Genomic DNA, 24,077 nt, shown 5'->3' with positions numbered 1-24,077 from the left:
TCACAGCGCCGCGAGATCGCCGACCGTGACGATCCGCGCGATGCCGCGCAGCGCGTCGATCGAGCGCTGATGCTCGTCTTCCGTCGCGGCCGCGCACGCGTCTTCCAGCACGAGCACTTCGTAGTCGCGATCGTGCGCGTCGCGAGCGGCGGCCTGCACGGCCCACGTCGTGCTGACGCCCGCGACGATCACGCGTTCGATCCGGCGCGCGCGCAACGCGGCTTCGAGGCGCGTTGCGTAGAACGCGCTCACGCGCGGCTTGACGACGACGAGCTGCACGGCGTCGGCATCGAGATCCGGATGAAACGCCGTGCCGGGACCGCTCAGGTCCAGCGCGCCGAATTCCTTCGCGCGGCCGAACATCGGCGAATGCGCGGGCAAGTCCGCATAGCCCGGCTCGAAGCCGACCTTGACGCCGATCCGCAGCCAGTCCTTCTGCTTCGCGGCCGCGAGCGCGCGGTTGAAGCGGCCGACGACGTCGCGCTGCGCGGCGTGCGCTGCGCTGCGGGCGATCTTGCCGGTGGGGTGCATGATGTCGACGATGTAGTCGAGTCCGATCAAGGCAGTGTTCATCGTGAGCTCCTGGGTGAGGGGGCGGGCGGCGCGGCGCTGGCCGCTTCGTCGAATTGCGCGAGGCGCTCGAGCAGCGGGCCGGCGGCGGCGAGCACCTCGCGTTCGTCGGCGCAAAGGCATGCGTGCATCGCGCGCACGAGCCATTCCTCGCGCTTCGCGCGGTTGCCGTACAGCATTTGCTTGCCACTCGCGCTCAGCGATACGCGGCTCTTGCGGCCGTCGGCGGGATCCGCGTGGCGCCGGATCAGGCCGCCGCTTTCGAGCTCGCGCAGCAGCGCGGCGAGATTCGATGAGCGCATCCGCTCGGCCGACGCGAGCTCGGACGGCGTGGGCTCGCCGCCGAGGCGATCGATCGCGCCGAGGACGACCAGTTGCGAGAACTGTACGGGATCGGCCTGCGCTTCGCGACGCAAACGCCGGGTGAGCGCGGTGACTTGGCCGCGCAGGCGGGAGGCTTGCTGGAGGTGCAGGGCGGTGATCATGTTGGCTACTTTAATATAGCTATATTTTTATAGCAATATGGAGCGGATTGGAGTGGATGGGATGTCGCGACGCAGGACGCGGCGCAATGCCGATGGCGGGCGCGGCCATCGAGGAGCAGGCGCTGCTGACAGGGATGACGTTGATCGGATCGGTCGTCACGCTCGGCGCGTGGGCTGGCCGCAATCCAGTCCTTTGGTCGTGCTGAACGCCGCCGCTCACGTCGCGCGGTTGCGTCGTCGCGATCCCGATTACCGGCTTCCCGAGCCCGCGCGCGACGCTCAGCCCTGATCGCCGCCGCCGACGGGCAGCACCGAGCCGGTGATGTACGACGCCTCATCCGATGCGAGAAACAGGATCGCGGCAACCTGCTCGTCGATCGTGCCGTAGCGATGCATCAGGCTCGACGACAGCGTCTGGTCGACGATCGCGCGATACCAGCGCGCATCGTCGCCGCCCGGCGGTTCCGTGTTGCGCGGCACCTTGCGCGGCGGCGCGTCGGTGCCGCCCGCGGCGACCGCGTTCACGCGAATGCCGTGCGCCGCGTGCTCGAACGCGAGGCTCGCGGTCAACGCGTTGACGCCGCCTTTCGCGGCCGCGTACGGCACGCGATGAACGCTGCGCGTCGCGATCGACGATACGTTGACGATCGCGCCGCCGCCGCGCGCGATCATGCCGGGCAGCACCGCGCGGCAACACCACAGCGTCGGGAACAGCGAGCGGCGGATTTCCGCCTCGATCTGCGCGATTTCGTAGCGGTCGAACGGTTTCGTCCAGATCGTGCCGCCGACGTTGTTGACGAGCACGTCGATCGAGCCGAATGCGTCGACGGCCGCGCGCGCCATCGCTTCGGCGCCCGCGTACGTTTCGAGATCGGCGACGACGGCGAGCGCGCGGCCGCCTGCGCAGACGATGTCGGCCGCGACGTCGTGGACGAGATCCGCGCGATCGACGAGCACCGCCGTCGCGCCTTCGCGCGCCGCGCGCAGCGCGACGCCGCGGCCGATGCCTTGCGCGGCGCCCGTGACGATCGTCACTTTGCCGTCGAAGCGGCCGGGTGCGTGGCGAGTGTTCATGACGCGCCGCTCGACGAGAATTTTTCGAAGTACAGATTGACCGGCGTGACGCCGCGCTCGCGCAGCCACGTCTGCACAGCGTCGACCATCGGCGCGGGGCCGCACAGATAGATGTCGACGTCGCCGTCGTTCAGCCATTCGGGCTCGACGTGCGCGGTCACGTAGCCCTTGCGCGGGTGCGCGCTCGCGTCGTCCGCGACGCAGGTCCGGTATGCGAAGCCGGCGAGGCGACGCTCGACGCCGCCGAGGCGCTCGAGCGCGACGAGATCGTCGTCGCGCGTGACGCCGTAGACGAGCCGCACGGGCGGCGCGCCGTCGCGCGACGCGCAGACGTCGAGCATCGACAGGAACGGCGCGATGCCGGTGCCGCCCGCGAGAAAGAGCGCGGGCCGCGCGGCGTCGCGCAGGTAGAAGCTGCCGTGCGGGCCGGAGAACGCGATCCGCTGGCCGGGCGCGGCCTCGCCGGCGAGGTAGCGGCTCATCCGCCCGCCCGGCACGTTGCGCACGAGAAACGACACGCGCGCGCCGCCCGGCCGCGAGCTGAACGAGTACGAGCGCGTCGCGCCCACGCCGGGAATCTCGACGTTCACGTACTGCCCGGCGAGAAACGCGAGCTTCGCGGGCTCGTCGACGTCGATCGAAAAATGAATCGTGGACGCGGACAGCCGCTCGACCGACGCGAGCGTGCCCTCGTGGCGCGCGGCGTCTGTCTTGCACGCGGCGGACGACGCGGGCACGTGGATCACGCAATCGCTGCGCGGGCGCGTCTGGCATGCGAGCACATAGCGTTGCGCGGCTTCGTCGGCCGTCAGCGCGTCTTCGATGTAGCTCGCTTCGGGCAGGTCGTAGTCGCCCGATTCGCACCGGCAGCGGCAGGTGCCGCACGCGCCGTCGCGGCAATCGAGCGGGATGTTGATCTGCTGGCGATAGGCGGCGTCGGCGAGCGTTTCGCCGTCGCGGCACGCGATGAAGCGGGTGACGCCGTCTTCGAACTGCAGGGCGATGCGGTGTTCCATGATGCGTTCCTCGGGCGCGGCGCGGCGCGCGCCGCGCGGCCGGCTAGATGTGATAGATGTCGATCAACTGGTTGATGTAGTCGTTCTTCAGGACGACGTACTTGCTGACGATCTTCGGCGCGCCGCCGGAGAAATCGATCGCGTAGCGCGACATGCCGAAGTAGCTCGACACCGTCTTGTAGCGATAGCTGAGCGTGTGCCAGTTGAACCGCACGACGTGCACGTCGCCATCGGCGCTCTCGTGCTCGACGTTCGCGAGGTTGTGGCTCGTGCGCGTATCGGGCATCGTCGCGCTCGAGCGCTCGGTCTTGATGCGGAACACGCGATCCTCGAGCCCCTGCCGGTTCGGGTAGTAGATCAGCGAGATCTCGCGCTGCGGATCGGTGACGAGCGCGTCCGCGTCGTCCCACGACGGCATCCAGAACACGACGTGCGGGTGATAGCAGTCGAGCCACGCGTCCCATGCCTTGTCATCGAGCAGCCGGCTTTCGCGATAGAGGAACGCCTGGATGCGGGCGATGTCGATCGTGCTCATGCGCGGCTCCTTTCGGCGGCGAGCGCCTGCTTCATCGTCGCGATCCAGTAGCGGTGCTGGACCGTATACAGCCCCTCGTCCTCGGTCTTCACGCCGCTCATCAGCGGCCGGATGCCGATCCTGCGCGCCGCTTCGTCGGGGCCTTCGATCCAGTGCGCGGCGCCGCGGCACATGTCGTTCCATTCGACCGCGCGGCCCGCGTAGCCCTGCTGGCACGCGCGGAATTCCTCGAGATCGTCGGGCGTCGCCATCCCGCTCGCGTTGAAGAAATCCTCGTATTGGCGGATGCGGCGCGCGCGCGCGTCGGGCGCTTCGCCCTTCGGCGCGATGCAGTGGATCGTGACCTCGGTGCGATCGACGGCGAGCGGCCGCAGCACGCGGATCTGCGAGCCGAACTGGTCCATCAGGTAGACGTTCGGGTACAGGCACAGGTTGCGCGAGTTCCGGATCATCCAGTCGGCGACATCGCTGCCGCAGCGCGCGGCGAATTCGTCGCGGCGATCGAAGTTCGGCCGGTCCTCGGGGTTCGCCCAGCGCGTCCACAGCAGCATGTGGCCGTGATCGAACGCATAGAAGCCGCCGCCCTGGCGGCCCCAGTTGCCCGCGTCCATCGCGCGGATCGTGTCTTCGTGCTGCGTGTCCGTCTTGCGATGATTGACGGTCGCCGCGTAATTCCAGTGAACGGCCGACACGTGGTAGCCGTCCGCGCCGTTTTCGGCGGTGAGTTTCCAGTTGCCTTCGTACGTGTACGTCGACGAGCCGCGCAGCACTTCGAGGCCGTCCGCCGACTGGTCGACGATCATGTCGATGATGCGCGCGGCGTCGCCGAGATACGCGGCGAGCGGCCCGACGTCCGGATTCACGCTGCCGAACAGGAAGCCGCGATAGTTCTCGAAGCGCGCGATCTTCTTCAGATCGTGCGAGCCGTCGCGATTGAAGCAGTCAGGGTAGCCGGCTCCTTCGGGGTCCTTCACTTTGAGCAGCTTGCCGCTGTTGCTGAACGTCCAGCCGTGGAACGGGCACGTGTAGCTCGCGCGATTGCCGTGCTTGTGCCTGCACAGCATCGCGCCGCGATGCGTGCATGCGTTGACGAACGCGTTCAGCTCGCCCTGGCGATTGCGAGCGATCACGACCGGCTGGCGGCCGAGCGTGGTCGTGTAGTAATCGTTCGCGTTCGGGATCTGGCTCTCGTGCGCGAGATAGATCCAGTTGCCTTCGAAGATGTGCTTCATCTCGAGCTCGAACAGCATTTCGTCGGTGAACGCGCTGCGGTGCAGCCGGTAGTCGCCGCGCGCCTTGTCTTCGACGAGGAAATCGTCGATGCATCGCAGCGTCGGGTGACGATCCGGATAGATCGGGATCATGGGCGTCTCCTGATGGGCTCTGATCGGGACCGGCGCGCGCCGTGCGGAAAACCCCGGGTGAACCTACGATGCTTCGCAGGTATAGTGCTCGACGACAACGCGGTCAGATTGAGGATAGTTGCTGGTAAAACGGGGCGTCCAACACTGATTGAGTATCGGATCGATATCCTCGGGGTATGAAGATGGAATTGCGGCATCTACGCTACTTCGTCGCGGTCGCGGAGGAGCAGAACTTCACGCGCGCGGCCGAGCGCCTGCACATCGCGCAGCCGCCGTTGAGCCGCCAGATCCAGCAACTCGAGGAAGCGCTCGGCGTGATGCTGTTCGAGCGTCATGCGCGGCCGCTGAAGATGACCGATGCGGGCCGCTTCTTCTATTCGCACGCGATGCAACTGCTCGCGCAGACGGCCGAGCTCGAATCGATGACGAAGCGCATCGGCAAGATCGAGCGGGCGCTGTCGGTCGGCTACGTCGGCTCGACGCTGTACGGGATGCTGCCGCGCATCATCCGGCGCTTTCGCGCGGAGCATGGCGAAGTCGAGCTGAGCCTGAGCGAGATGTCGACGATGGATCAGATCCGGGCGCTGAAGGAAGGGCGGATCGACGTCGGCTTCGGCCGTATTCGTCATGAGGACCCGAGCGTGCGGCGCATCGTGCTGCGCGAGGAGCGGATGATCGTCGCGCTGCCGGACGCGCATCCGCTCGATGCGGAAAAGCCGGTGCTGTCGCTGCACGACCTCGTCAGCGAGACGCTGATCATCTTTCCGAAGTCGCCGCGGCCGAGCTATGCGGACCAGGTGCTCGCCGCGTTCCACGACCGCGCGCTGAAGCCGCGCCGGATCTACGAGACGCGCGAGCTGCAGATCGCGCTCGGGCTCGTCGCGGCGGGCGAGGGCGTATCGGTCGTGCCGCACAGCGTGTACGGGCTCAAGCGCGACGACGTACGCTACAAGGAGCTCGACGATCCGAACCTTGTGTCGCCGATCATCATGAGCACGCGGATGCTCGACGAATCGGAGGACATTCGCGCGATGCTCGAACTCATCTATCGGTTGTACGACGAATTCAAGATGGACTACTTGCCGCCGCACGAATGAGCGGGCGAGCTGCGCGTTCGCGCCCTTCGTCGGTTGGCCTAACGAACCGTTTCGCCGTGACCTAGAATCCAACCATCACTTCGTTCGACGTGCGGGCATCGTCGTTTTCGAAGCGATTGTCCCGGGGGACCATCGATCGTCAGGTTGCTTCATATTTCGTGCGAGGAGGGCATCATGGCTCGCAAATACATCGATTGCCGGGAGTTTCCGAGCGACATGCACTGCACCGTCGCAATGTCCGCTGATTCGGATGACGAATTGCTGGAGGCGGCCGTCCAGCACGCGGTCTCGGTGCATCGTCACGCCGATTCGCCGGAACTGCGCGCGCAGCTAAGAACGCTTTTCCACGACGGCACGCCGCCCGTCGACGCACCGCGTCAAGCGTAGCGTCGACGGAACCGCCGATGCGTGTCGGTGCGCGTTGGCTCGCGGGCGCGCGTGTCGCATCCGTTCGGGCCGCGCGTTCGAATCCGTTGCCGTGCCGGTGAGTCGACAGCGGATGCGCGTTTGCACCCGGACGCGGCGGCGCGCGTCGCCGACCGCGCGGCGTGCGGTCTTTTTCCTTTCGTGCCGGAGCCCGCCGCGTCATGTGGCCGGTTCGGCGCGCTTCATCGCCGCGACGAGCGTCTTGAATCCGACCCAACCCCAGTAGACCCGGTGGCGCGTGATGCGCCCGCCCGCAACGTCGATCGATTCGTTCAGGTCGACCTGATCGCCTTGCGGCGTTTCGCGCGGATATGCCCAGATCAATTGACGGCCGGTTCGTGAAGAAGGTGTCGGTGCGGTGCCAGCGCGCGAGCTCGTTCGGCAACCGCAGGAATCCCGCTTCGAAGAACGCGCGGATCGCCGCGCCGCCGTGAAGAATGCCTTCGGCGCGGTCTCGCAGCACGGCGACGATCAGCGGCGTCTCGAGTGTCGCGTCGTGTGCGTAGAGCGCCATCAGCGCGTCGAGGTCGTGGACGGGGGGGCTCCTCGCCGTCGAGTCGGAAGGGCGACATCGCTACTATCGGCTGTCGAGCGCGCAGGTCGCGTTCGCGCTCGAGGGGCTCGCCACGATCGAGACGCGGCGCGCGCAGCGGCTGCGCCCGACAAGCGTTTCGACCGCCGCGTCGAGTGGCGTGTGCGGTTCCCGGCCGAGCGCGGTGACGAGCTTTGCGTTGTCCATGCGCAGCGCCTCGCGCCACAGATAGCGCATCTCGCGCATCGACGCAAATTCGCTCCCGCTCGCACGCGTGAGTGAGTGCGTGCGTGAACATCAAAGCGAACGCGGCGCACGCCGTCTATCGTTCGACGTCGCCGCCCGCTTCCCGGTACGCGCTCGGCGTTTGCCCCGTCCACTTGCGGAACGCGCGCGTGAAATTCGCCGGATCGTTGAACTGCAGCCGCTCGGCGATCGTCTTCAGATCGAGGTCCGACGCGCGCAGCAGCCGGCGCGCGTCGCGCAGCCGCGCTTCGTCGACGAGCGCGCGATAGCCGGAGCCCGCATCGAGCAGCCGCCGGCGCAGCGTGCGGGCCGACATCAAGAGGCGCCGCGCGAGTTCGTCGGGCCCAGGGTAGCCGTGCGCCGGCTGCGCGAGCTCCGCGCGCACGCGCGCGACGAGGTCGCCTTCCTCGTGACGCACGTCCGCGTATTCGCGCTCGACCTGCGCGAGCGCCTGCTGGTGCGCGACTTCATCCGCGAGCGGCAACGGCCAGTCGAGCGCGTCGTGCGACACCCACAGCGCGTTCGCCGCGCAGCCGAAGCGCACAGGCGGCAGCCGGTCGCGATAGCGCGCGTAATAGTCGGGCTCCGGCCACGCGAATTGCAGCTCGATCGGCGGATCGGCGCGCCCCGTCACCGTGCCGACGTTCTGCGCGATCCCGGTCAGCACGATCTCGAACATCGCGTGATGCTGGAGCACCGGGCTCGCTTGCACGCCGTGCAGCGCGAGTGTCGCGCCATCGTCGCGCTCCGCGTAGTGCAGCCGGTATTGGCGGTTGCGCATCCGGGAATAGCGCGCGTTGACGAGCAGCGACGCACGCAGGTCGGCAGCCGTCAGCGCCGCGTAGCCGAGAAAGCCGTGCACCGACATCCGCAGCCGCAGCCCGAGCTCGAAGCCGATTCCTTCGTCGCCGCTCAGCCGGATCGCGTTCAGCACGAGCCGCCCCCACTGCGACGGCGCGATGCGCGCGTCCGGCTCGCCGAGCACGGCGTCGCGCAGGCCGGTGCCCGCGCGGGCGTCGCGCGCGTCGATGCCGCGTTCGTCGAACACCTTCAGCAGATGCCGCAGGTACGCGACCGGAATCGTCGGCCGGCGCAAGCCAAGCTGGTCTTTCGTCGAGCGTCGCACGCGGGTGTCGTGAACCGGATGAGAATGGCCAAAATTGGCCATGAATGACAAGCATTATGGCTGCTTGACCCCTTACGGACAAGCGGCGCAAGCGCCTACGATGTGACGATCCCGATATTTCCGTTCCCGCGATAACCCATGACGACCCCCTTTCCGCACCTGCTCGCCCCGCTCGACCTCGGCTTCACGACGCTGCGCAACCGCGTGCTGATGGGCTCGATGCACACGGGCCTCGAGGATAGCCGCAAGACGCTGCCGCGGCTCGCCGACTATTTTGCCGAGCGCGCGCGCGGCGGCGTCGGCCTGATCGTCACGGGCGGCTTCGCGCCGAACGTGGCCGGCTGGACGAAGCCGTTCGGCGGCACGTTGTCGACGGGCGCCGCCGCGCGCCGGCATCGCGTGATTCCGGACGCGGTGCACGCGCAGGGCGGCAAGATCGCGCTGCAGATCCTGCATACCGGCCGCTACGGCTACCATCCGTTCGCGGTCGCGCCGACGCGGCTCAAGTCGCCGATCTCGCCGTTCACGCCGCATGAGCTGACCGCGCGCGGCATCGAGCGGCAGATACGCGCGTTCGTGCGCTGCGCGCAACTCGCCCACGAGGCGGGCTACGACGGCGTCGAGATCATGGGCTCCGAAGGCTACCTGATCAACCAGTTCATCTCGCTGCATACGAACAAGCGCACCGACGAATGGGGCGGCTCGTATGCGAACCGGATGCGGCTGCCGGTCGAGATCGTCGAGCGCACGCGCGAGGCGGTCGGCCGCGATTTCATCATCGTCTATCGGCTGTCGATGCTCGATTTGATTCCGGACGGCAGCAACTGGGACGAAGTCGTGCTGCTCGCGAAGGCGGTCGAGCGCGCGGGCGCGACGATCATCAACACGGGCATCGGCTGGCACGAGGCGCGCGTGCCCACGATCGCGACGTCGGTGCCGCGCGGCGCGTTCGCGTGGGTCACGAAGAAGATGAAGGGCGAAGTCGGCATTCCGCTCGTGACGACGAACCGGATCAACCGGCCGGAAGTCGCCGAGCAGATTCTCGCGGACGGCTGCGCGGACATGGTGTCGATGGCGCGGCCGCTCCTCGCCGACGCCGAATTCGTGAAGAAGGCGGCCGAGGGCCGCGTCGACGAAATCAACACGTGCATCGGCTGCAATCAGGCGTGCCTCGATCACGCGTTCAAGAACCAGATCGCGTCGTGCCTGCTGAATCCGCGCGCATGCCATGAAACGGAGCTGAACTACGCGCGCGCGGCGCACGCGAAGCGCGTGGCGGTGATCGGCGCGGGGCCGGCCGGCCTCGCGTGCGCGACGGTGCTCGCGCAGCGCGGGCATCGCGTCGAGCTGTTCGACGCGGCGGCCGAGATCGGCGGCCAGTTCAACATGGCCAAGCGCATTCCGGGCAAGGATGAGTTTCACGAGGCGCTGCGTTACTTCGCACGCCAGATCGAGCTGACGGGCGTGCAACTGCGCCTGAACCGCCGCGTCGGCGCGGCCGAGCTGATCGCGGCCGGCTACGACGATGTCGTGCTCGCGACGGGCGTCGCGCCGCGCAATCCGCACATTCCGGGCCAGGATCATCCGAAGGTGCTGACCTATATCGATGTGCTCGCGCGCAACAAGCCGGTCGGCGAGCGCGTGGCGGTGGTCGGCGCGGGCGGGATCGGCTTCGACGTGTCCGAGTTTCTCGTTCAGGACGGCGAATCGCCGGCGCTCGATCTCGACGCATGGAAAGCGGAGTGGGGCGTGACCGACCCCACGCTCGCGCGTGGCGGCGTGATGCGCGGCGAGGCGGCGCCGCCCGCGCGCCGCGTCACGCTGCTGCAGCGAAAGGCGACGGGGCTCGGCAAGGGGCTCGGCAAGACGACCGGCTGGATCCACCGGGCGACGCTGAAGATGAAGCAGGTCGAGATGATCGGCGGCGTGAACTATGAGCTGATCGACGACAAGGGGCTGCACGTGACGTTCGGCAAGGAGCGCGTCGATCCGACCTTGATCGAGGCCGATACGATCGTGCTGTGCACGGGGCAGGAGCCCGAGCGCGCGCTGCTCGAGCCGTTGAAGGCGGCGGGCGTGTCCGTGCATCTGATCGGCGGCGCGGAGCTGGCCGCGGAGCTCGACGCGAAGCGCGCGATCGACCAGGGCGCGAGGCTCGCCGCGCGACTTTGAGCGCGGCGCGGCGTGCGGCGGCGCGAAGCTTGCGCGGTCGGCGCGCGTGTTCGAGCGGCGTTCGGCGCTTGTCCGCGCGTCCGGCCGCCACGCTCGTCGAAGCGGGCGACGCGGCGGAGGCGACCGGTCGCGATCGCCGGCTTCGCGCTCTGTCATGTTGGCGGCTCCGATGCGGCGGCGCATTCGAAAGCGCCGAGCAACCGAGGGCGTTTCGCGTCGACATCGCGCATGCGCAGTCATCTTCCCGCCTCGTCGAAACACGTGTCGCCAATGCTGTGACATCGTGTCGCACTGTCATTTTCAGCAAAGATGATTTGCCTCATTGACGGATTTTCATCTCGTTCGCTCGCCGTATGATGCGAGCGCTTCCGTGAGTCGGTCGTCCGTCGGCTCGCCTGGAGCGTGATACATCTTGCTGGCAAATGTGATGAATAGAAAGGCTTTCAAAGGCGTGTCGTGGTTCGGGGCGATCGGTGCGCTCGCCTCGCTGTCCGGCTGCGGGCTCGACGTGCTCGATCCGAAAGGCGCGGTGGGCGCCGCGGAGAAGTCGCTGATCGCGACGTCGACGTGGGCGATGCTGATCGTGGTCGTGCCGGTGATCCTCCTCACGCTGCTGTTCGCGTGGCGCTACCGCGCATCGAACCGCAACGCGACCTACGCGCCGAAGTGGGCGCATTCCACCGCGATCGAGATCGTGATCTGGACGGTTCCGTCGCTGATCATCCTGTTTCTCGGCATCCTCACGTGGAAGACGACGCACGCGCTCGACCCGTACCGGCCGCTCGAATCGTCGGTGAAGCCGATCAACGTCGAGGTCGTCGCGCTCGACTGGAAATGGCTCTTCGTCTATCCCGATCTCGGCATTGCTTCGGTGAACCAACTGGCGGTGCCCGTCGGCACGCCGATCAATTTCCGGATCACGTCCGATTCGGTGATGAACTCGTTCTTCATTCCGCAGCTCGGCACGCAGGTCTACGCGATGGCCGGCATGCAGACGCGCCTGCACCTGATCGCCGATGAACCGGGCGATTTCGCCGGCATTTCCGCGAACTACAGCGGCCGCGGCTTCTCGGACATGAAGTTCCGCACGCTCGCGACATCGCGCGACGCGTTCGACGCGTGGGTCGCGAAGGTGCGCGCATCGGCCGACCGGCTCGACATGACCGCATACGGCCAGCTCGCGCAGCCGAGCGAGAAGCAGCCCGTGCGCTACTACTCGACGGTCGATTCGCGGCTCTTTCACAACATCATCGCGAAGTACAACAACGGCCACGTCCTCGACCTGACGGACGCCGCCTGTCGGACGAAGGGGTAATGCATGTTCGGTAAATTGACGCTTTCTGCCATCCCGTTCGATCAGCCGATCATCATGGGCGCGGGTGCGTTCATGGGGCTCGTCGTGCTCGGAATTCTGGGCGCGCTGACCTACACGAAGCGCTGGAAATGGCTGTGGACGGAGTGGCTCACGTCGGTCGACCATAAGAAGCTCGGCGTGATGTACATCATCGTCGCGCTGATCATGCTGCTGCGCGGCTTCGCGGACGCGGTGATGATGCGCCTGCAGCTCGCGCTCGCGTACAACGGCCCCGGCTATCTGCCGCCGCACCACTACGATCAGGTCTTCACCGCGCACGGCGTCATCATGATCTTCTTCATGGCGATGGCGTTCATGATCGGCCTGATGAACATCATCGTGCCGCTGCAGATCGGCGCGCGCGACGTCGCGTTCCCTTTCATCAATTCGCTGAGCTTCTGGATGACGGCGGTCTCGGCGATCCTGATCAACATCTCGCTCGTCGTCGGCGAATTCGCGCAGACGGGCTGGCTCGCGTATCCGCCGCTGTCGGAGTTGCAGTTCAGTCCGGGCGTGGGCGTCGACTACTACCTGTGGGCGCTGCAGATATCCGGCGTCGGCACGCTGCTCACGGGCGTGAACTTCTTCGTGACGATCCTGCGGATGCGCGCGCCCGGCATGACGATGATGAAGATGCCCGTGTTCACGTGGACCGCACTCTGCACGAACGTGCTGATCATGGCGTCGTTCCCGATCCTGACGGTCACGCTCGCGCTGCTCGGCCTCGACCGCTACCTCGGCATGCACTTCTTCACGAACGACGCCGGCGGCAACGCGATGCTGTATCTGAACCTGATCTGGGCGTGGGGCCATCCCGAGGTCTACATCCTGATCCTGCCCGCGTTCGGGATCTTCTCGGAAGTGGTCGCCACCTACGCGAAGAAGCCGCTGTTCGGCTACAAGACGATGGTCTACGCGAGCTGCGCGATCATGGTGCTGTCGTTCCTCGTGTGGCTGCATCACTTCTTCACGATGGGCTCGGGCGCGAACGTGAATGCGTTTTTCGGGATCATGACGATGGTGATCGCGATCCCGACCGGCGTGAAGGTGTTCAACTGGCTGTTCACGATCTATCGCGGCCGGCTCGAATTCTCGACGCCGGTTCTCTGGACGATCGGCTTCATGGTGACGTTCACGCTCGGCGGGATGACGGGCGTGATGATGGCGATTCCGGGCGCGGACTTCGTGCTGCACAACAGCCTGTTCCTGATCGCGCACTTCCACAACGTGATCATCGGCGGCGTGCTGTTTGGTTATCTCGCGGGCTTCAACTACTGGTTCCCGAAGGTGTTCGGCTTCAAGCTGAACGAGAAGCTCGGCAAGGCGGCGTTCTGGTTCTGGCAGGTCGGCTTCTATGTCGCGTTCGTGCCGCTGTACGTGCTCGGCTTCATGGGGATGACGCGCCGCCTGAATCATTACGACAATCCCGCGTGGCATCCGTGGCTCATCGTCGCCGCGTGCGGCGCCGGGCTGATCGCGATCGGCATCGCATGCCAGTTGTTGCAGCTCGTCGTCAGCCTGCGCGATCGCAAGCTGCCCGGGAACCGCGATCTGACGGGCGACCCGTGGGGCGGCCGCACGCTCGAATGGGCGACGTCGTCGCCGCCGCCCGCGTACAACTTCGCGACGATTCCCACCGTGCACACGCTCGACGAGTTCGCGTACCGCAAGGGGCGCGGCCTCGGCCTCGGCAAGCAGGCGGAGTATCGCGACATCCACATGCCGTCGAACACGAGCGCGGGCCTCTTCGTCGGCGTGTTCAGCCTCGTGCTCGGCTTCGCGGCGGTGTGGCATATCTGGTGGCTCGCGATCGCGTCGCTTGTCGGCATCGTCGTGACGGTGATCGCGTATAGCGCGAGCGACAACGACGGCTATTACATCCCGGCCGACGCCGTGCGCAAGATCGAGGAAAAACGCGGCGGCGCGCGCTTCGTTGCGCGGCCGGCGGAAGTCGAACTGGAGGCAAACTGATGTCGTATCAATCCGTGAGCGCCGCTCGTCATCAGGCCGCGCACGATCATCCGCCGTCGCACTCGGTGTTCGGCTTCTGGCTGTACCTGATGACCGACTGCGTGATCTTCGCCGCGCTGTTCGCCGTGTTCGCGGTGATGGCGCATCAATTCGCGGGCGGCCCGACCGCGGTCGACCTGTTCGACATTCCGGGCGTCGCGCTCGAAACCGCACTGCTGCTGCTCTCGAGCATCACGTATGGCTTCGCGATGATCGGCGCGCAGCGCGGCCGCCGTGGCGTGCTGTTCGGCTGGCTCGCGATGACGTTCGCGCTCGGCGCGGCGTTCCTCGGCCTCGAGCTGCGCGAGTTCTCGCACCTGATCGCCGAGGGCGCGGGCCCGCAGCGCAGCGCGTTCCTGTCGTCGTTCTTCACGCTCGTCGGCACGCACGGGCTGCACGTCGCGATCGGCCTCCTGTGGATGGCCGTGCTCGCGTTCCAGGCGATGCGCCGCCCGGCGCTGACCGAGCGCGACATCCGGCGCCTTACGTGCCTCAGCCTCTTCTGGCACTTCCTCGACATCGTCTGGATCTGCGTCTTTACCTTTGTCTATCTCGCGAGCGTGATCTAAATGGCCGATACGCATCTCTCTCACGACGGCGAAGCGCACGGCACCGTCGGCGGATATATCGCGGGCTTCCTGCTGTCGGTGCTGCTGACGGCCGCATCGTTCGGGCTCGTGCTGAGCGGCGCGCTGTCGTCGCACGCGTCGCTCGTCGGGCTCGCGGTGCTCGCGTTCGTGCAGATCGTCGTGCACCTCGTGTACTTCCTGCACATGAACACGTCATCGAGCCAGCGCTGGAACGTGATGGCGTTCAGCTACACGGTGCTGACGGCGGCGATCCTGATCGTCGGCACGCTTTGGGTCATGCACAACGTCGGCATGAACATGATGTCGCGTTGAGCATGAGTTTTGCAAGCGCCGAGAGGGCCGGCGCATGCCCGCGCGGCTCAGCGATCGTCGTCGCGGATCGACGACGGGTGGCGGCACAATGCGCGCACGTCGATCCGCATGTACGGAAAGAGCGGTAGCTGGCTCAGCACGTCGTGCAGATGCGCGGGGCTCTCGACGTCGAAGATGCTGACGTTCGCATAGCGGCCCGCGATGCGCCACAGATGCCGCCACACGCCTTCGCGCTGCAGCCGCTGCGCGATCTCCCTTTCTTCCGCCTTCAGGGCCGCGGCCTTCACCGGATCGATGTCGGCGGGCAGGTTGACGATCATTTCCACATGAAACAGCATGGCTTCTATATGAACGCGTCCCGTTTGCAACAGTTTTCGTGTGTTTTAACGGACAGGATGGGCTGCAGCTCTATATCCGGCCTTGTTGCAGCCGGTCCTGCCGCTGCGGGCCCCTATGAAATACGCTGACTCGCACCTCATTCTCCTGGCGAGCTTTCGGAGCTCTTCAAGCCATTCAGGTTTAGCGAGTCCCGGTCCTACCTGATTTGTCATCACACTCGATTGCTGCGCAACCTTTCGACGTTCACCCTGTGTTAAGCGTTGATCTTTCTACTCTTGCGTGAGCCACTCAAGCTGGCTTCACGCTCACGTAGTCCTTCCGGTACGGCCGGTCATGAGCGAGCACCGCCCAGATCGTCCGCGCCATCTTGTTGGCCAGCGCCACGATCACCACATTCGCTGGCCGCCGTTTCTTCATCTGCTCGACCCACGGGCCGGGCTCCTTCGCATGACTCAACACGCTTCGCGCGCCGTGAATCAGCAGTGTTCGCAGATAGGTGTCGCCGCGCCGGCTGATCCCGTGCAGGTTCACCTTGCCGCCCGAGCCGGTCTGCTTCGGTACCAGGCCGGCCCACGCCGCAAACTCGCGCCCCGAACTGAATGCCTTCGGATCGCCCATCATCGCCACCGCCGCTGTTGCCGTCAGCAGCCCCACGCCGGGAATCTCGCTGATCGCCGCAACCGCTCCATCCTCCTTCTTCCATTCACGCATCCGGCGTTCGATCTCGGCGATCTGCCCGTCCAGCCTCGCCAACCCGCTCCACTGCTCCCGCAACGTATCGATCAGCGCCGCCGGCAGGCGCTCCGCGAGCCGGTCAAGTGCCGCCGGGATGGCCTTGTCCAGTTTCGCTCGCCCCCGGCTCATCACCTCGCCGTATTCCGTCAGTAACCCGCGCAGTCCGTTGCTCTGCATCGTGCGGAACTTCACCAACTGCTCGCGCATCCGGTGCAGCGCCAGCATCGCCTGCTGCATTTCCGTCTTCATCGCCACCGGCTTGCACGGCTGCTGCACCGCCAGCCAGATCGCCCGCGCGTCCGCCGCATCATTCTTGTTGCGGATGTTGAATGCCTTCACGAACTCCGCTGGCATCAGCCTGACCTCATGACCCAGCCGCGTCAGTTCCCGCGCCCAGTGGTGTGCGCCGCCGCACGCCTCCATCCCAATCAGGCACCGCGCACGGTTCGCGAAGTGCTCCAGAAACTTCGCCCGCTTGATCGGCTTGTTGACGATCTCTCCGCTGCCCTGAGCGACGTAATGCACCTGGAACACGTTCTTGGCGATATCTACGCCCACTGCCATACTGTTCATCGTGGATCCTCCGGTTGCCGGGAAATGCGTGCATTTTCCACTTGGGCACTTCGATGCCGTTGGCCCGTGAGGATCCACCCACTTCCTCTGCTCTCACGGTTTCGGGTGGGACGCGTTCATTTCAATTCTCCTTGCGACGAACGTGACGGCGACGCGGATCACGCCTGCGCGCGCACACGCTCGACTTCGCTTGCCGGCACGTCGCCGCGCTCGCGCGTCAGCGTGAAATCGAAGTCGATCAGCGCGAACTGGCCGTCGATGCCATAGGGCTTGCCTCGCGCGCCTTCCGCCTGCGCGATCTTCGGAATCAGTTCTTCGCGCGTCGCGAACGCGAAGTCATCCCAGATGTGCGGGTCGCCCTCGATGTTGATCTGCGTCGTCAGCTTGCGATGGCCGGACGCCGACACGAAGAAGTGAATGTGCGCGGGGCGGTGGCCGTGGCGGCCGAGCTGGTCGAGCAACTGCTCGGTCTTGCTGCCGGGCGGCACGCTGTAGCCGACGGGCAGCACGCTGCGGAAGCTGTAGCGGCCTTCGGCGTCGGTGCGGATCGAGCGGCGCAGGTTGAACGCGGGCTGCGACGGATCGAAGTACGAATAATTGCCGAGATGGTTCGCATGCCAGACTTCGACGAGCGCATTCGCGAGCGGCGCACCGTCCTCGCCGAGCACGCGGCCGCGCATCACGAGCGTGCGGCCCAGATCGGTGCCGTCGTCGAGCCGCGCATGGCCGACCGATTCCGGCGCGCCCGCGACGTACAGCGGCCCTTCGATCGTGCGCGGCGTACCGCCTTGCAGGCCCGCCTTCGCTTCGGCCTCGTCCATCCGCACGTCGAGGAAGCGCTCGAAGCCGAGGCCGGCTGCGATGAGGCCGAATTCCTTGCCGGCTTCGTTCAGGTAGTTGAGCGCGGTCCAGAACTCGCTCGGCTGCACGTCGAAATCCTCGATCGTGTAGCACAGGTCCCTCACGATCCGGTTGACGATCGCGCGCGTGCGCGGGTTGCCGGGCTTCGTCGCGGCGTCGTCGAACGATTTCAGCAGGGCGTCGATGGCTTCCTTGTTCATCAGTGTCTCCAATATCGAATAGTGGCGTGGGTCAGCGGGCCTTGCGTCGCATCCGCTCGATGCGGGCCCAGTCGAAAGCGATGCCGAGACCGGGGGCGGCCGGCAGGTGCAGCTTGAAATCCTCGTAGCGCAGCGGCTCGACGAGGATCTCCTCGGTCAGCAGCAGCGGGCCGAACAGCTCGGTACCCCACTCGAGCGCGCCGAACGTGCTGAACAGTTGCGCGGACGCGATCGTGCCGGCCGCGCCTTCGAGCATCGTGCCGCCGTACAGATCGATGCCGGCTGCGGCCGCGATCGCCGCGACGGCTGCCGCGCCTTGCAGGCCGCCCGACTGTGCGATCTTCACCGCGAACACGTCGGCCGCGCGATCGCGGGCGAGCGCGAATGCATCGACGGGGCCGTGCAGTGCCTCGTCGGCCATGATCGGAATGTGCGCGAGTGCGGTCAGGCGCTTGAGGCCCGCGCGATTCGCCGCGGCGATCGGTTGCTCGACGAGGCTCACGCCCGCGTCCGCGAGCCGCGCGCCGGCCCACACGGCCTCGCTCTCGGTCCACGCCTGGTTCACGTCGACGCGCACGTCGCCGTGCTCGCCGAGCGCGCGCTTGATCGCGACGACGTGCGCGACGTCGTCGGCCACCGCCCGCGCGCCGATCTTCAGCTTGAACGCGCGATGGCGGCGCGCTTCGAGCATCGCTTCGGCCTCCGCAATATCGCGCGCGGTATCGCCGCTCGCGAGCGTCCACGCCACGTCGAGCGCATCGGTCGTCCTGCCGCCGAACAGCTCGGACAGCGGCACGCCGAGCCGGCGCGCGTGCGCGTCGAAGAGCGCGGTCTCTAGCGCGCACTTCGCGAAGCGGTTGCCCTGGAGCAGCTTGCGCACGCGCGCCATCGCGGCGCCCGGGCGGGTTGCGTCCGCGCCTTGCAACAGCGGCGCGAAATAGGCGTCGATGTTCGTCTTGATGCTCTCGGGGCTCTCTTCGCCGTATGCGAGACCGCCGATCGTCGTGCCTTCGCCGACGCCCTCGATACCGTCCGAGCATCGAACGCGGACGAGCACGAGCGTCTGGCAATTCATCGTCGCGACCGCGAGCCGGTGCGGCCGGATCGTCGGCACGTCGACGAGCAGCGTGTCGACCCGGTCGATCGTGACCCGGTCGATCGTGACTCGGTCGATCGTGATGCCTGTTGCTATCATCGGAATCCTCCTGTCGCACACATGGTAGAAACAAACGCGCGACGGCGTCCAACACCCTTTCCGACTACTTCCATACTTTCGAGGTATGCATGGAACTGCGTCAGCTCCGGTACTTCATCGCGGTGGCCGAGGAGATGAACATCACGCGCGCCGCGCAACGGCTGCACATGACGCAGCCGCCGTTGAGCCGTCAGCTCCAACTGATCGAGGACGAGATCGGCCTGCCGCTCTTCGAGCGCGGCGCGCGGCCGCTCAAGCTGACCGACGCCGGGCGGGTGCTGTACGCGCAGGCGCGGCGCGTGCTCGAGCAGGCCGACGAGCTCGCGCCGCTCACGCGGCGGCTCGCGCAGGCGGCCGAGCGGATCGTGATCGGCTTCGTGCCGTCGACGCTGTACGGCGCGCTGCCCGACGTGATTCGCGCGTTTCGCGAGGCGGCTCCGGCCGTCGAGCTGTCACTGATCGAAATGTTCACGCTCGAGCAGCTCGGCGCGCTGAAGGGCGGGCGCATCGACATCGGCTTCGGCCGGCTGCGCTTCGACGACGAACAGCTCGTGCGCGAGGTGCTCGTCGAGGAGCGGCTGATCGCGGCGTTGCCGCACGGGCATCCGCTCGCCGCGCCCGGTGCGCCGATCTCGCTCGCGGACATCGCCGGGCAGACGCTGATCGTGTATCCGAGCACGCCGCGGCCGAGCTTCGCCGATCAGCAACTGTCCGCGCTGCGCGACGGCGGGCTCGCGCCCGCTGCGGTGCACGAGGTGCGCGAGCTGCAGACGGCGCTCGGGCTCGTCGCGGCGCAGGTCGGCGTGTCGCTCGTGCCGGAGAGCGTCGAAGGGGTGCGGGTGAAGGGCGTCGTCTACCGGCGGCTGCCGGAGCCCGTCGCGACGTCGCCGATCATCCTGAGCCGGCGGCTGCACGACGAAAGCCGCGCGACCGGGCTGTTCTGCTCGCTCGCGCGCGAGTTGATGGCAGGCCGCTGACGCCGCGCGCCGTCTCCCTTGTGCGCGTGCGCCGCGCCGGATGCCGCGCGCGGGCGAAGGATGGCGCAAGAATCAGGCGTCGCGCCGATCGGCCAGCGTCGCGGACGGCAGCTCGCCGAACCGCTCGCGGTAGGCGATCGCGAAGCGGCCGAAGTGCGCGAAACCGCAGTCGAGCGCGATCTCGGCGATCCTGCGGTCGGGCGCCGCCGTGCGCAGCAGGTCGCGCGCGCGGTCGAGGCGCAGCTTGCGCAGGTATTGCATCGGGCTCATTCCGCGAAACTGCAGGAAACCATCGCGCAGCGTGCGCTCGGGCACGCCTGCCGCCTGCGCGATGTCCGCGAGTTGCAGCGGCTGCGCGAGCTGCGCGTAGATGAACTCCTGCGCGCGCCGCACGAAGCCCGGCGCCGGATCGGCGCGCCGCGCGGGCGCCGCGGCAGGCGGATGCCCGTCGATCAGCAGATCGAGCAGCAACTGTTCGAGCCGCGCCGCGACGCGCGGGTTCGCGCTCGCGCTCGCGAGCAGTTCCGGCGAGCGCGCGACGAGCTTCAGTTGCTGCATCCACGCGCTCAGCGCCGAATCGTCTACGCCGATCACCGGATCGAGCGACGCCGCCGTGTCGCCCGCGTGCGCGGCGAGCGTCGCCGCATCGATACGGAGGACGAACTGCTCGCAATCGCGGGACAGATGCGCGTCGAACGGCTCGCCGGGCGCGCACAGCACGCCCGTGTGCGCATCGACGTCGAACGCGCGGCCCATCGTGCGAACCTGCGCGGCACCCGTCAGACAAAACATCAGCAGGTGGTAGCCGTCGACCGCATCCACGCGCACCCGCATGGCGTCGCCGAACGCGATGGTCCCGATTCCTAGCCCGCCGAGCCGCACGAAATCCATGTGCGACGGCCCGTGACGCGTGCCGTCCGGCAGCAGCGCGTGCGGCTGCATCACGCGCGAGATCCGCTCGCGCGTCTCGTCGAGATCGCGCGATTCGAATAGCCGGTGCTCGCGCAGCGCGAGCGGATCGAATGGGGTCGGGGGCATGATCGTCTGCCTCGCACAAAGCGCCGGCGTCCTGAATATCGTTCGTCGGCCGGGCGGCATGTCTGATGCGCGCATCGTAGCGCGGAAATCCGCCGGAAGTGGATACTGCGTCGCCGCAATCGCACTTTCCGGATAGACGGCGAATTCTAGCGTTTCAAAAATCGGTGTCGTCAGGCGGATTGTCGATCGCGTCAATCGCAAGCATCTTGCATGGGATCGGAGCAAGCGCTTTAGAGACGGTTTCATAAAGACTGCTGGGCTCGCCGCAGGGTATTCCAGCAGATCAGGCAGCAGCCGAGTTTGAGGAACGCTTCGTGAATGTCGGCGCGACGTTCAAAGCGAATACGTAGACGGCGGAAATGATGCAGCCAAGCATGAGTACGTTCGACGACCCAACGGACTTTTCCAAGGCCACTACCGTGCGGCTGACCGCGCCGCGCGATGCTGGTGGGGATGTTGCGCTCGTGAAGGATGCGTCGGTATTTGTCGTGGTCGTAACCACGGTCGGCGTAGACGCGGGCAGGACGGCTCAGAGGCCGTCCACGCACGCCGCCGATCGGCACAATGGCCTCGATCAGCGGAACCAGTTGGGTGACGTCGTTACGATTGGCGCCGGTCAGGATCGCCGCGATCGGCGTTCCGTTGGCGTCGGTGGCGATGTGGTGCTTCGACCCGGGTCGAGCTCGATCGGTGGGGTTCGGGCCAGTTTTTCGCCCGCCCCAACCGCACGAATCGACGATGAGTCGACGACCACACGGGAGAAGTCGATCTTCTCGGCTGCTCGCAGTTTCGCCAGCAGCACCGCGTGCAGTCGATCCCACACACCGGCTTGCTGCCAATCGCGCAGCCTGCGCCAACAACTTACGCCTGAGCCGCATCCCATTTCGGACGGTAAGTCGCGCCAACGAATGCCCGTCTTCAGCACAAAAAGTATGCCCGTCAAAGCCGCACGGTCCGCTACCGGCTTGCGACCGGGGTACTTGAAGCGGCGCGGCTTTGGCGGAGGTAGCAGTGCTTCGATCAGTGCCCACAGTTCGTCATCAATGATTGGCTTACCCATCTCCTTGGCCCGTCTGTCACGACGGCCAAGGTTAACAGGATGCTGAAAAAGTTAACAGCCCCTTGGACTCTTTTTGAAACCGTCTCTTAGCGCTAACTGCGGTCGACCGCCGAGGGACCAGAGTAAGCGCTGAAGCGCCAGCTCTGGTCAACCACGGCATGGGATCGGAGCAAGCGCTGAAGCGCTAACTGCGGTCGACCGCCGAGGGACCAGAGTAAGCGCTGAAGCGCTAACTCTGGTCAACCACGGCATGGGATCGGAGCAAGCGCTGAAGCGCTAACTCCGATCGACCGCCGAGGGACCAGAGTAAGCGCTGAAGCGCTAACTCTGGTCAACCACGGCATGGGATCGGAGTAAGCGCTGAAGCGCTAACTCCGATCGACAGGAGACAACAATGGACCCGACCGAATCTCCAGTGATACTGATCGATCACACCGATTCGTCCGACGTGCGATTCCCGCACGACGACGGCTCGCGCGTGCCGTACAAGGTGTTCAGCTCGCAAGCGGTGTACGACCGCGAGCAGGAGCGAATCTTCCGCGGGCAGACGTGGAATTTCGTCGCGCTCGAAGCGGAAATCCCGAAGCCGGGCGACTTCAAGAGCACGTTCGTCGGCGATACGCCCGTCGTCGTCACGCGCCGCGAGGACGGCACACTCGCCGCGTGGGTGAACCGCTGCGCGCATCGCGGCGCGCAGGTGTGCCGCAAGGCGCGCGGCAACGCAAGCTCGCACACGTGCGTATATCACCAATGGAGCTTCGACAGCCAAGGCAACCTGCTCGGCGTGCCGTTCCGGCGCGGCCAGAAGGGCATGGCCGGAATGCCCGCGGATTTCGATCCGAAAAACCACGGGCTGCGCAAGCTGCAAGTCGACAGCTACAAGGGCCTCGTGTTCGCGACGTTCAGCGACGCCGTCGCGCCGCTACCCGATTACCTCGGCGCGCAGATGCGGCCGTGGATCGACCGGATCTTCCACAAGCCGATCGAGTATCTCGGCTGCACACGGCAGTTCTCGAAATCGAACTGGAAGCTGTACTTCGAGAACGTGAAGGACCCGTATCACGCGAGCATGCTGCATCTGTTCCATACGACGTTCAACATCTTCCGCGTCGGGATGAAGGCGCGTTCGATCCCGGACGCGACGCACGGGCTGCACAGCATCATCACGATGACGAAGACGCGCGACGACGCGGACACCGCGACCGCGTACAAGCAGCAGAACATCCGTTCGTTCGACGAAGGTTTTTCGCTCGAGGACGATTCGATCCTCGCGCTGGTATCCGAATACGACGAGGACACGACGAATCATATCCAGCCGATCTTCCCGCAGCTCGTGATCCAGCAGATCCACAACACGCTCGTCGCGCGCCAACTGCTGCCGAAGGGGCCGAAGAACTTCGAGCTGATCTTCCACTTCTTCGGCTACGCGGACGACACGCCCGAGCTGCGCGATTTGCGGATCAGGCAGGCAAACCTCGTCGGGCCCGCCGGCTATATCTCGATGGAGGACACCGAGGCGACCGAGCTCGTCCAGCGCGGCACCGTGCGCGATGCGCACGCGGCGTCGGTGATCGAGATGTCGCGCGGCAATCCGGACCAGCAGGACACGGCGATCACCGAAAGCCTGATCCGCAAGTTCTGGGTCGGCTACCAGCAGTTGATGGGCTATTGAAGCGGGAGGCGAACATGACCGGCATCACCGACGACATCACCGACGACATTCGCACGTGGTACGAGCTGCACCTGCTGCAGGACCGCTACATCGGCCATCTCGACAACGACCGCCTCGAGCGCTGGCCGGAGCTCTTCACCGAAGACTGCCTGTACGAGATCGTCCCGAAGGAAAACGCGGACCTGGGGCTGCCGATCGGCATCGTCCACTGCACGAACCGGCGAATGCTGCGCGATCGCGTCGTGTCGCTGCGCCACGCGAACATCTACGAGGCGCACACGTACCGGCACCTGACGTCCGGGCTCGCGATCGTCGGCGGCCAGGACGGCGAGATCGAGACCGAGAGCAGCTACGTCGTCGTGCAGACGCGCAGCGACGGCGAATCGAACGTCTACCAGGCGGGCAAGTATTACGACACGGTCGTGCGCACGGCCGCAGGGTTGCGCTACAGGAAGAAGCGCGTGATTTACGACACGTCGCGCGTGCAGACGCTGCTCGCGACGCCGATCTGATTCGAC

General features: G+C 66.4%; 24 protein-coding genes and 2 pseudogenes. 11 read left to right on the top strand and 15 right to left on the bottom strand.

Translation table 11 applies throughout. The features are described 5' to 3' along the window. Nucleotides 1-573: a cysteine hydrolase family protein gene (locus tag AQ610_RS30020; RefSeq protein ID WP_009915799.1), complete on the bottom strand. Its 573-nt coding sequence runs from the start codon at nucleotides 571-573 to the stop codon at nucleotides 1-3. Next, entirely contained in the window at nucleotides 570-1,055 is a 486-nt protein-coding gene (locus AQ610_RS30015) for a MarR family winged helix-turn-helix transcriptional regulator (protein ID WP_009915797.1), read from the bottom strand. Before AQ610_RS30015 ends, AQ610_RS30020 begins: the two co-directional genes overlap by 4 nt. Before the next feature lie 56 nt (nucleotides 1,056-1,111). Here AQ610_RS30015 and AQ610_RS36655 point away from each other — a divergent pair, with 56 nt between their 5' ends. Next, nucleotides 1,112-1,261 carry a hypothetical protein gene (locus AQ610_RS36655; RefSeq protein WP_156436746.1) on the top strand — a complete coding sequence of 50 codons (150 nt, stop codon included), beginning with the start codon at nucleotides 1,112-1,114 and terminating at the stop codon, nucleotides 1,259-1,261. Between the two features lie 73 nt (nucleotides 1,262-1,334). On the opposite strand, the gene AQ610_RS30010 is transcribed toward AQ610_RS36655, so the two are convergent. Genes AQ610_RS30010 through benA form a run of 4 tightly spaced genes read right to left on the bottom strand, consistent with a single transcriptional unit; the run spans nucleotide 1,335 to nucleotide 5,044 of the window. Further along, nucleotides 1,335-2,129 (bottom strand): 1,6-dihydroxycyclohexa-2,4-diene-1-carboxylate dehydrogenase, encoded by a 795-nt coding sequence (locus AQ610_RS30010; protein WP_006028030.1) that lies wholly within the window; start codon nucleotides 2,127-2,129, stop codon nucleotides 1,335-1,337. Beyond that, the gene (benC, locus tag AQ610_RS30005; protein ID WP_006028029.1) at nucleotides 2,126-3,145 is read right to left on the bottom strand and encodes a benzoate 1,2-dioxygenase electron transfer component BenC; all 1,020 of its coding nucleotides are present in this window, start codon (nucleotides 3,143-3,145) and stop codon (nucleotides 2,126-2,128) included. Before benC ends, AQ610_RS30010 begins: the two co-directional genes overlap by 4 nt. A 43-nt stretch (nucleotides 3,146-3,188) precedes the next feature. Further along, nucleotides 3,189-3,680, bottom strand: a complete 492-nt coding sequence (gene benB / locus AQ610_RS30000) for a benzoate 1,2-dioxygenase small subunit (RefSeq protein ID WP_006028028.1) — start codon at nucleotides 3,678-3,680, stop codon at nucleotides 3,189-3,191. Continuing rightward, on the bottom strand, nucleotides 3,677-5,044 hold the full coding sequence (gene benA, locus AQ610_RS29995; RefSeq protein ID WP_006028027.1) for a benzoate 1,2-dioxygenase large subunit: 1,368 nt from the start codon (nucleotides 5,042-5,044) through the stop codon (nucleotides 3,677-3,679). The genes benB and benA overlap by 4 nt, the downstream gene beginning before the upstream one ends. Before the next feature lie 182 nt (nucleotides 5,045-5,226). On the opposite strand from benA, the gene AQ610_RS29990 reads away from it, so the two are divergent. After that, the gene (locus tag AQ610_RS29990) at nucleotides 5,227-6,141 is read left to right on the top strand and encodes a LysR family transcriptional regulator (RefSeq protein WP_043283009.1); all 915 of its coding nucleotides are present in this window, start codon (nucleotides 5,227-5,229) and stop codon (nucleotides 6,139-6,141) included. 174 nt (nucleotides 6,142-6,315) lie between these two features. Further along, the gene (locus AQ610_RS29985; RefSeq protein WP_009915794.1) at nucleotides 6,316-6,528 is read left to right on the top strand and encodes a DUF1059 domain-containing protein; all 213 of its coding nucleotides are present in this window, start codon (nucleotides 6,316-6,318) and stop codon (nucleotides 6,526-6,528) included. 198 nt (nucleotides 6,529-6,726) lie between these two features. Here AQ610_RS29985 and AQ610_RS37800 read toward each other — a convergent pair. From AQ610_RS37800 to AQ610_RS29975, 3 genes and pseudogenes are all read right to left on the bottom strand, one after another. Beyond that, nucleotides 6,727-7,081, bottom strand: a pseudogene (locus tag AQ610_RS37800) (nuclear transport factor 2 family protein). A gap of 63 nt (nucleotides 7,082-7,144) precedes the next feature. Further along, a pseudogene (locus AQ610_RS29980) lies at nucleotides 7,145-7,345 on the bottom strand (hypothetical protein); the annotation flags it as partial. 76 nt (nucleotides 7,346-7,421) lie between these two features. Further along, on the bottom strand, nucleotides 7,422-8,513 hold the full coding sequence (locus AQ610_RS29975; protein WP_006028022.1) for an AraC family transcriptional regulator: 1,092 nt from the start codon (nucleotides 8,511-8,513) through the stop codon (nucleotides 7,422-7,424). A gap of 96 nt (nucleotides 8,514-8,609) precedes the next feature. Here AQ610_RS29975 and AQ610_RS29970 point away from each other — a divergent pair, with 96 nt between their 5' ends. The 5 genes from AQ610_RS29970 to cyoD all read left to right on the top strand — a co-directional run bounded on the left by AQ610_RS29970 (nucleotide 8,610) and on the right by cyoD (nucleotide 14,909). Beyond that, nucleotides 8,610-10,643, top strand: a complete 2,034-nt coding sequence (locus tag AQ610_RS29970) for an NADPH-dependent 2,4-dienoyl-CoA reductase (RefSeq protein WP_006028021.1) — start codon at nucleotides 8,610-8,612, stop codon at nucleotides 10,641-10,643. Between the two features lie 427 nt (nucleotides 10,644-11,070). Beyond that, complete coding sequence (cyoA, locus tag AQ610_RS29965; RefSeq protein WP_045554717.1) at nucleotides 11,071-11,958, top strand: ubiquinol oxidase subunit II; 888 nt, start codon at nucleotides 11,071-11,073, stop codon at nucleotides 11,956-11,958. Between the two features lie 3 nt (nucleotides 11,959-11,961). Then, on the top strand, nucleotides 11,962-13,968 hold the full coding sequence (cyoB, locus tag AQ610_RS29960) for a cytochrome o ubiquinol oxidase subunit I (RefSeq protein ID WP_006028020.1): 2,007 nt from the start codon (nucleotides 11,962-11,964) through the stop codon (nucleotides 13,966-13,968). Continuing rightward, entirely contained in the window at nucleotides 13,968-14,576 is a 609-nt protein-coding gene (gene cyoC / locus AQ610_RS29955) for a cytochrome o ubiquinol oxidase subunit III (RefSeq protein ID WP_006028019.1), read from the top strand. The genes cyoB and cyoC overlap by 1 nt, the downstream gene beginning before the upstream one ends. Then, nucleotides 14,577-14,909, top strand: coding sequence for a cytochrome o ubiquinol oxidase subunit IV (gene cyoD / locus AQ610_RS29950; RefSeq protein ID WP_006028018.1), 333 nt, complete (start codon nucleotides 14,577-14,579; stop codon nucleotides 14,907-14,909). A gap of 47 nt (nucleotides 14,910-14,956) precedes the next feature. Here cyoD and catC read toward each other — a convergent pair whose 3' ends face one another. The 4 genes from catC to AQ610_RS29930 all read right to left on the bottom strand — a co-directional run bounded on the left by catC (nucleotide 14,957) and on the right by AQ610_RS29930 (nucleotide 18,812). After that, nucleotides 14,957-15,247 carry a muconolactone Delta-isomerase gene (catC, locus tag AQ610_RS29945; protein WP_015603854.1) on the bottom strand — a complete coding sequence of 97 codons (291 nt, stop codon included), beginning with the start codon at nucleotides 15,245-15,247 and terminating at the stop codon, nucleotides 14,957-14,959. A 289-nt stretch (nucleotides 15,248-15,536) separates the two neighbouring features. Further along, a complete protein-coding gene (locus AQ610_RS29940; RefSeq protein WP_045554718.1) occupies nucleotides 15,537-16,556 on the bottom strand; it encodes an IS110 family RNA-guided transposase in 1,020 nt (339 codons plus the stop codon). Nucleotides 16,557-16,714: 158 nt separating this feature from the next. Then, a complete protein-coding gene (gene catA / locus AQ610_RS29935) occupies nucleotides 16,715-17,617 on the bottom strand; it encodes a catechol 1,2-dioxygenase (RefSeq protein WP_006028015.1) in 903 nt (300 codons plus the stop codon). A 31-nt stretch (nucleotides 17,618-17,648) separates the two neighbouring features. Further along, nucleotides 17,649-18,812 (bottom strand): muconate/chloromuconate family cycloisomerase, encoded by a 1,164-nt coding sequence (locus tag AQ610_RS29930; protein ID WP_006028014.1) that lies wholly within the window; start codon nucleotides 18,810-18,812, stop codon nucleotides 17,649-17,651. 89 nt (nucleotides 18,813-18,901) lie between these two features. On the opposite strand from AQ610_RS29930, the gene AQ610_RS29925 reads away from it, so the two are divergent. After that, entirely contained in the window at nucleotides 18,902-19,789 is an 888-nt protein-coding gene (locus AQ610_RS29925; protein ID WP_006028013.1) for a LysR family transcriptional regulator, read from the top strand. Between the two features lie 72 nt (nucleotides 19,790-19,861). Here the strand turns inward: AQ610_RS29925 and andR are convergent, their stop codons facing one another. After that, nucleotides 19,862-20,887 (bottom strand): anthranilate 1,2-dioxygenase regulatory protein AndR, encoded by a 1,026-nt coding sequence (gene andR, locus AQ610_RS29920; protein WP_041862155.1) that lies wholly within the window; start codon nucleotides 20,885-20,887, stop codon nucleotides 19,862-19,864. 182 nt (nucleotides 20,888-21,069) lie between these two features. Then, nucleotides 21,070-21,887, bottom strand: a protein-coding gene (locus AQ610_RS35420; RefSeq protein ID WP_085954781.1) for an IS5 family transposase whose coding sequence is annotated in 2 segments (ribosomal slippage) — nucleotides 21,070-21,539 and nucleotides 21,539-21,887 — 819 coding nt in all. Because the reading frame shifts where the segments join, the coding sequence is not laid out codon by codon here. A 394-nt stretch (nucleotides 21,888-22,281) separates the two neighbouring features. On the opposite strand from AQ610_RS35420, the gene andAc reads away from it, so the two are divergent. Then, the gene (andAc, locus tag AQ610_RS29915) at nucleotides 22,282-23,559 is read left to right on the top strand and encodes an anthranilate 1,2-dioxygenase large subunit AndAc (protein WP_006028011.1); all 1,278 of its coding nucleotides are present in this window, start codon (nucleotides 22,282-22,284) and stop codon (nucleotides 23,557-23,559) included. A 14-nt stretch (nucleotides 23,560-23,573) separates the two neighbouring features. Then, a complete protein-coding gene (andAd, locus tag AQ610_RS29910) occupies nucleotides 23,574-24,071 on the top strand; it encodes an anthranilate 1,2-dioxygenase small subunit AndAd (RefSeq protein WP_006028010.1) in 498 nt (165 codons plus the stop codon). The last annotated feature ends 6 nt before the right edge of the window (nucleotides 24,072-24,077 follow it).

The organism is Burkholderia humptydooensis (assembly GCF_001513745.1).
In the GTDB taxonomy this organism is placed as follows: Bacteria; Pseudomonadota; Gammaproteobacteria; order Burkholderiales; family Burkholderiaceae; genus Burkholderia; species Burkholderia humptydooensis.
Note: the sequence above shows the minus strand (reverse complement) of the source record. Positions and strands in the feature narration are given on the sequence as shown.

Bases quoted from the DNA above. Each gene is read 5' to 3' on its own strand.
- AQ610_RS36655 (WP_156436746.1), top strand. From the start codon at position 1,112: ATGGGATGTCGCGACGCAGGACGCGGCGCAATGCCGATGGCGGGCGCG.
- AQ610_RS29925 (WP_006028013.1), top strand. From the start codon at position 18,902: ATGGAACTGCGTCAGCTCCGGTACTTCATCGCGGTGGCCGAGGAGATG.
- cyoA (WP_045554717.1), top strand. From the start codon at position 11,071: ATGAATAGAAAGGCTTTCAAAGGCGTGTCGTGGTTCGGGGCGATCGGT.
- benA (WP_006028027.1), bottom strand. From the start codon at position 5,044: ATGATCCCGATCTATCCGGATCGTCACCCGACGCTGCGATGCATCGAC.
- cyoD (WP_006028018.1), top strand. From the start codon at position 14,577: ATGGCCGATACGCATCTCTCTCACGACGGCGAAGCGCACGGCACCGTC.
- AQ610_RS29975 (WP_006028022.1), bottom strand. From the start codon at position 8,513: ATGGCCAATTTTGGCCATTCTCATCCGGTTCACGACACCCGCGTGCGA.
- andAd (WP_006028010.1), top strand. From the start codon at position 23,574: ATGACCGGCATCACCGACGACATCACCGACGACATTCGCACGTGGTAC.
- benB (WP_006028028.1), bottom strand. From the start codon at position 3,680: ATGAGCACGATCGACATCGCCCGCATCCAGGCGTTCCTCTATCGCGAA.
- AQ610_RS30010 (WP_006028030.1), bottom strand. From the start codon at position 2,129: ATGAACACTCGCCACGCACCCGGCCGCTTCGACGGCAAAGTGACGATC.
- AQ610_RS30020 (WP_009915799.1), bottom strand. From the start codon at position 573: ATGAACACTGCCTTGATCGGACTCGACTACATCGTCGACATCATGCAC.
- catC (WP_015603854.1), bottom strand. From the start codon at position 15,247: ATGCTGTTTCATGTGGAAATGATCGTCAACCTGCCCGCCGACATCGAT.
- andR (WP_041862155.1), bottom strand. From the start codon at position 20,887: ATGCCGCCCGGCCGACGAACGATATTCAGGACGCCGGCGCTTTGTGCG.
- AQ610_RS29940 (WP_045554718.1), bottom strand. From the start codon at position 16,556: ATGAACAGTATGGCAGTGGGCGTAGATATCGCCAAGAACGTGTTCCAG.
- benC (WP_006028029.1), bottom strand. From the start codon at position 3,145: ATGGAACACCGCATCGCCCTGCAGTTCGAAGACGGCGTCACCCGCTTC.
- AQ610_RS29990 (WP_043283009.1), top strand. From the start codon at position 5,227: ATGGAATTGCGGCATCTACGCTACTTCGTCGCGGTCGCGGAGGAGCAG.
- AQ610_RS29985 (WP_009915794.1), top strand. From the start codon at position 6,316: ATGGCTCGCAAATACATCGATTGCCGGGAGTTTCCGAGCGACATGCAC.
- AQ610_RS30015 (WP_009915797.1), bottom strand. From the start codon at position 1,055: ATGATCACCGCCCTGCACCTCCAGCAAGCCTCCCGCCTGCGCGGCCAA.
- cyoC (WP_006028019.1), top strand. From the start codon at position 13,968: ATGTCGTATCAATCCGTGAGCGCCGCTCGTCATCAGGCCGCGCACGAT.
- cyoB (WP_006028020.1), top strand. From the start codon at position 11,962: ATGTTCGGTAAATTGACGCTTTCTGCCATCCCGTTCGATCAGCCGATC.
- AQ610_RS29970 (WP_006028021.1), top strand. From the start codon at position 8,610: ATGACGACCCCCTTTCCGCACCTGCTCGCCCCGCTCGACCTCGGCTTC.
- catA (WP_006028015.1), bottom strand. From the start codon at position 17,617: ATGAACAAGGAAGCCATCGACGCCCTGCTGAAATCGTTCGACGACGCC.
- AQ610_RS29930 (WP_006028014.1), bottom strand. From the start codon at position 18,812: ATGATAGCAACAGGCATCACGATCGACCGAGTCACGATCGACCGGGTC.
- andAc (WP_006028011.1), top strand. From the start codon at position 22,282: ATGGACCCGACCGAATCTCCAGTGATACTGATCGATCACACCGATTCG.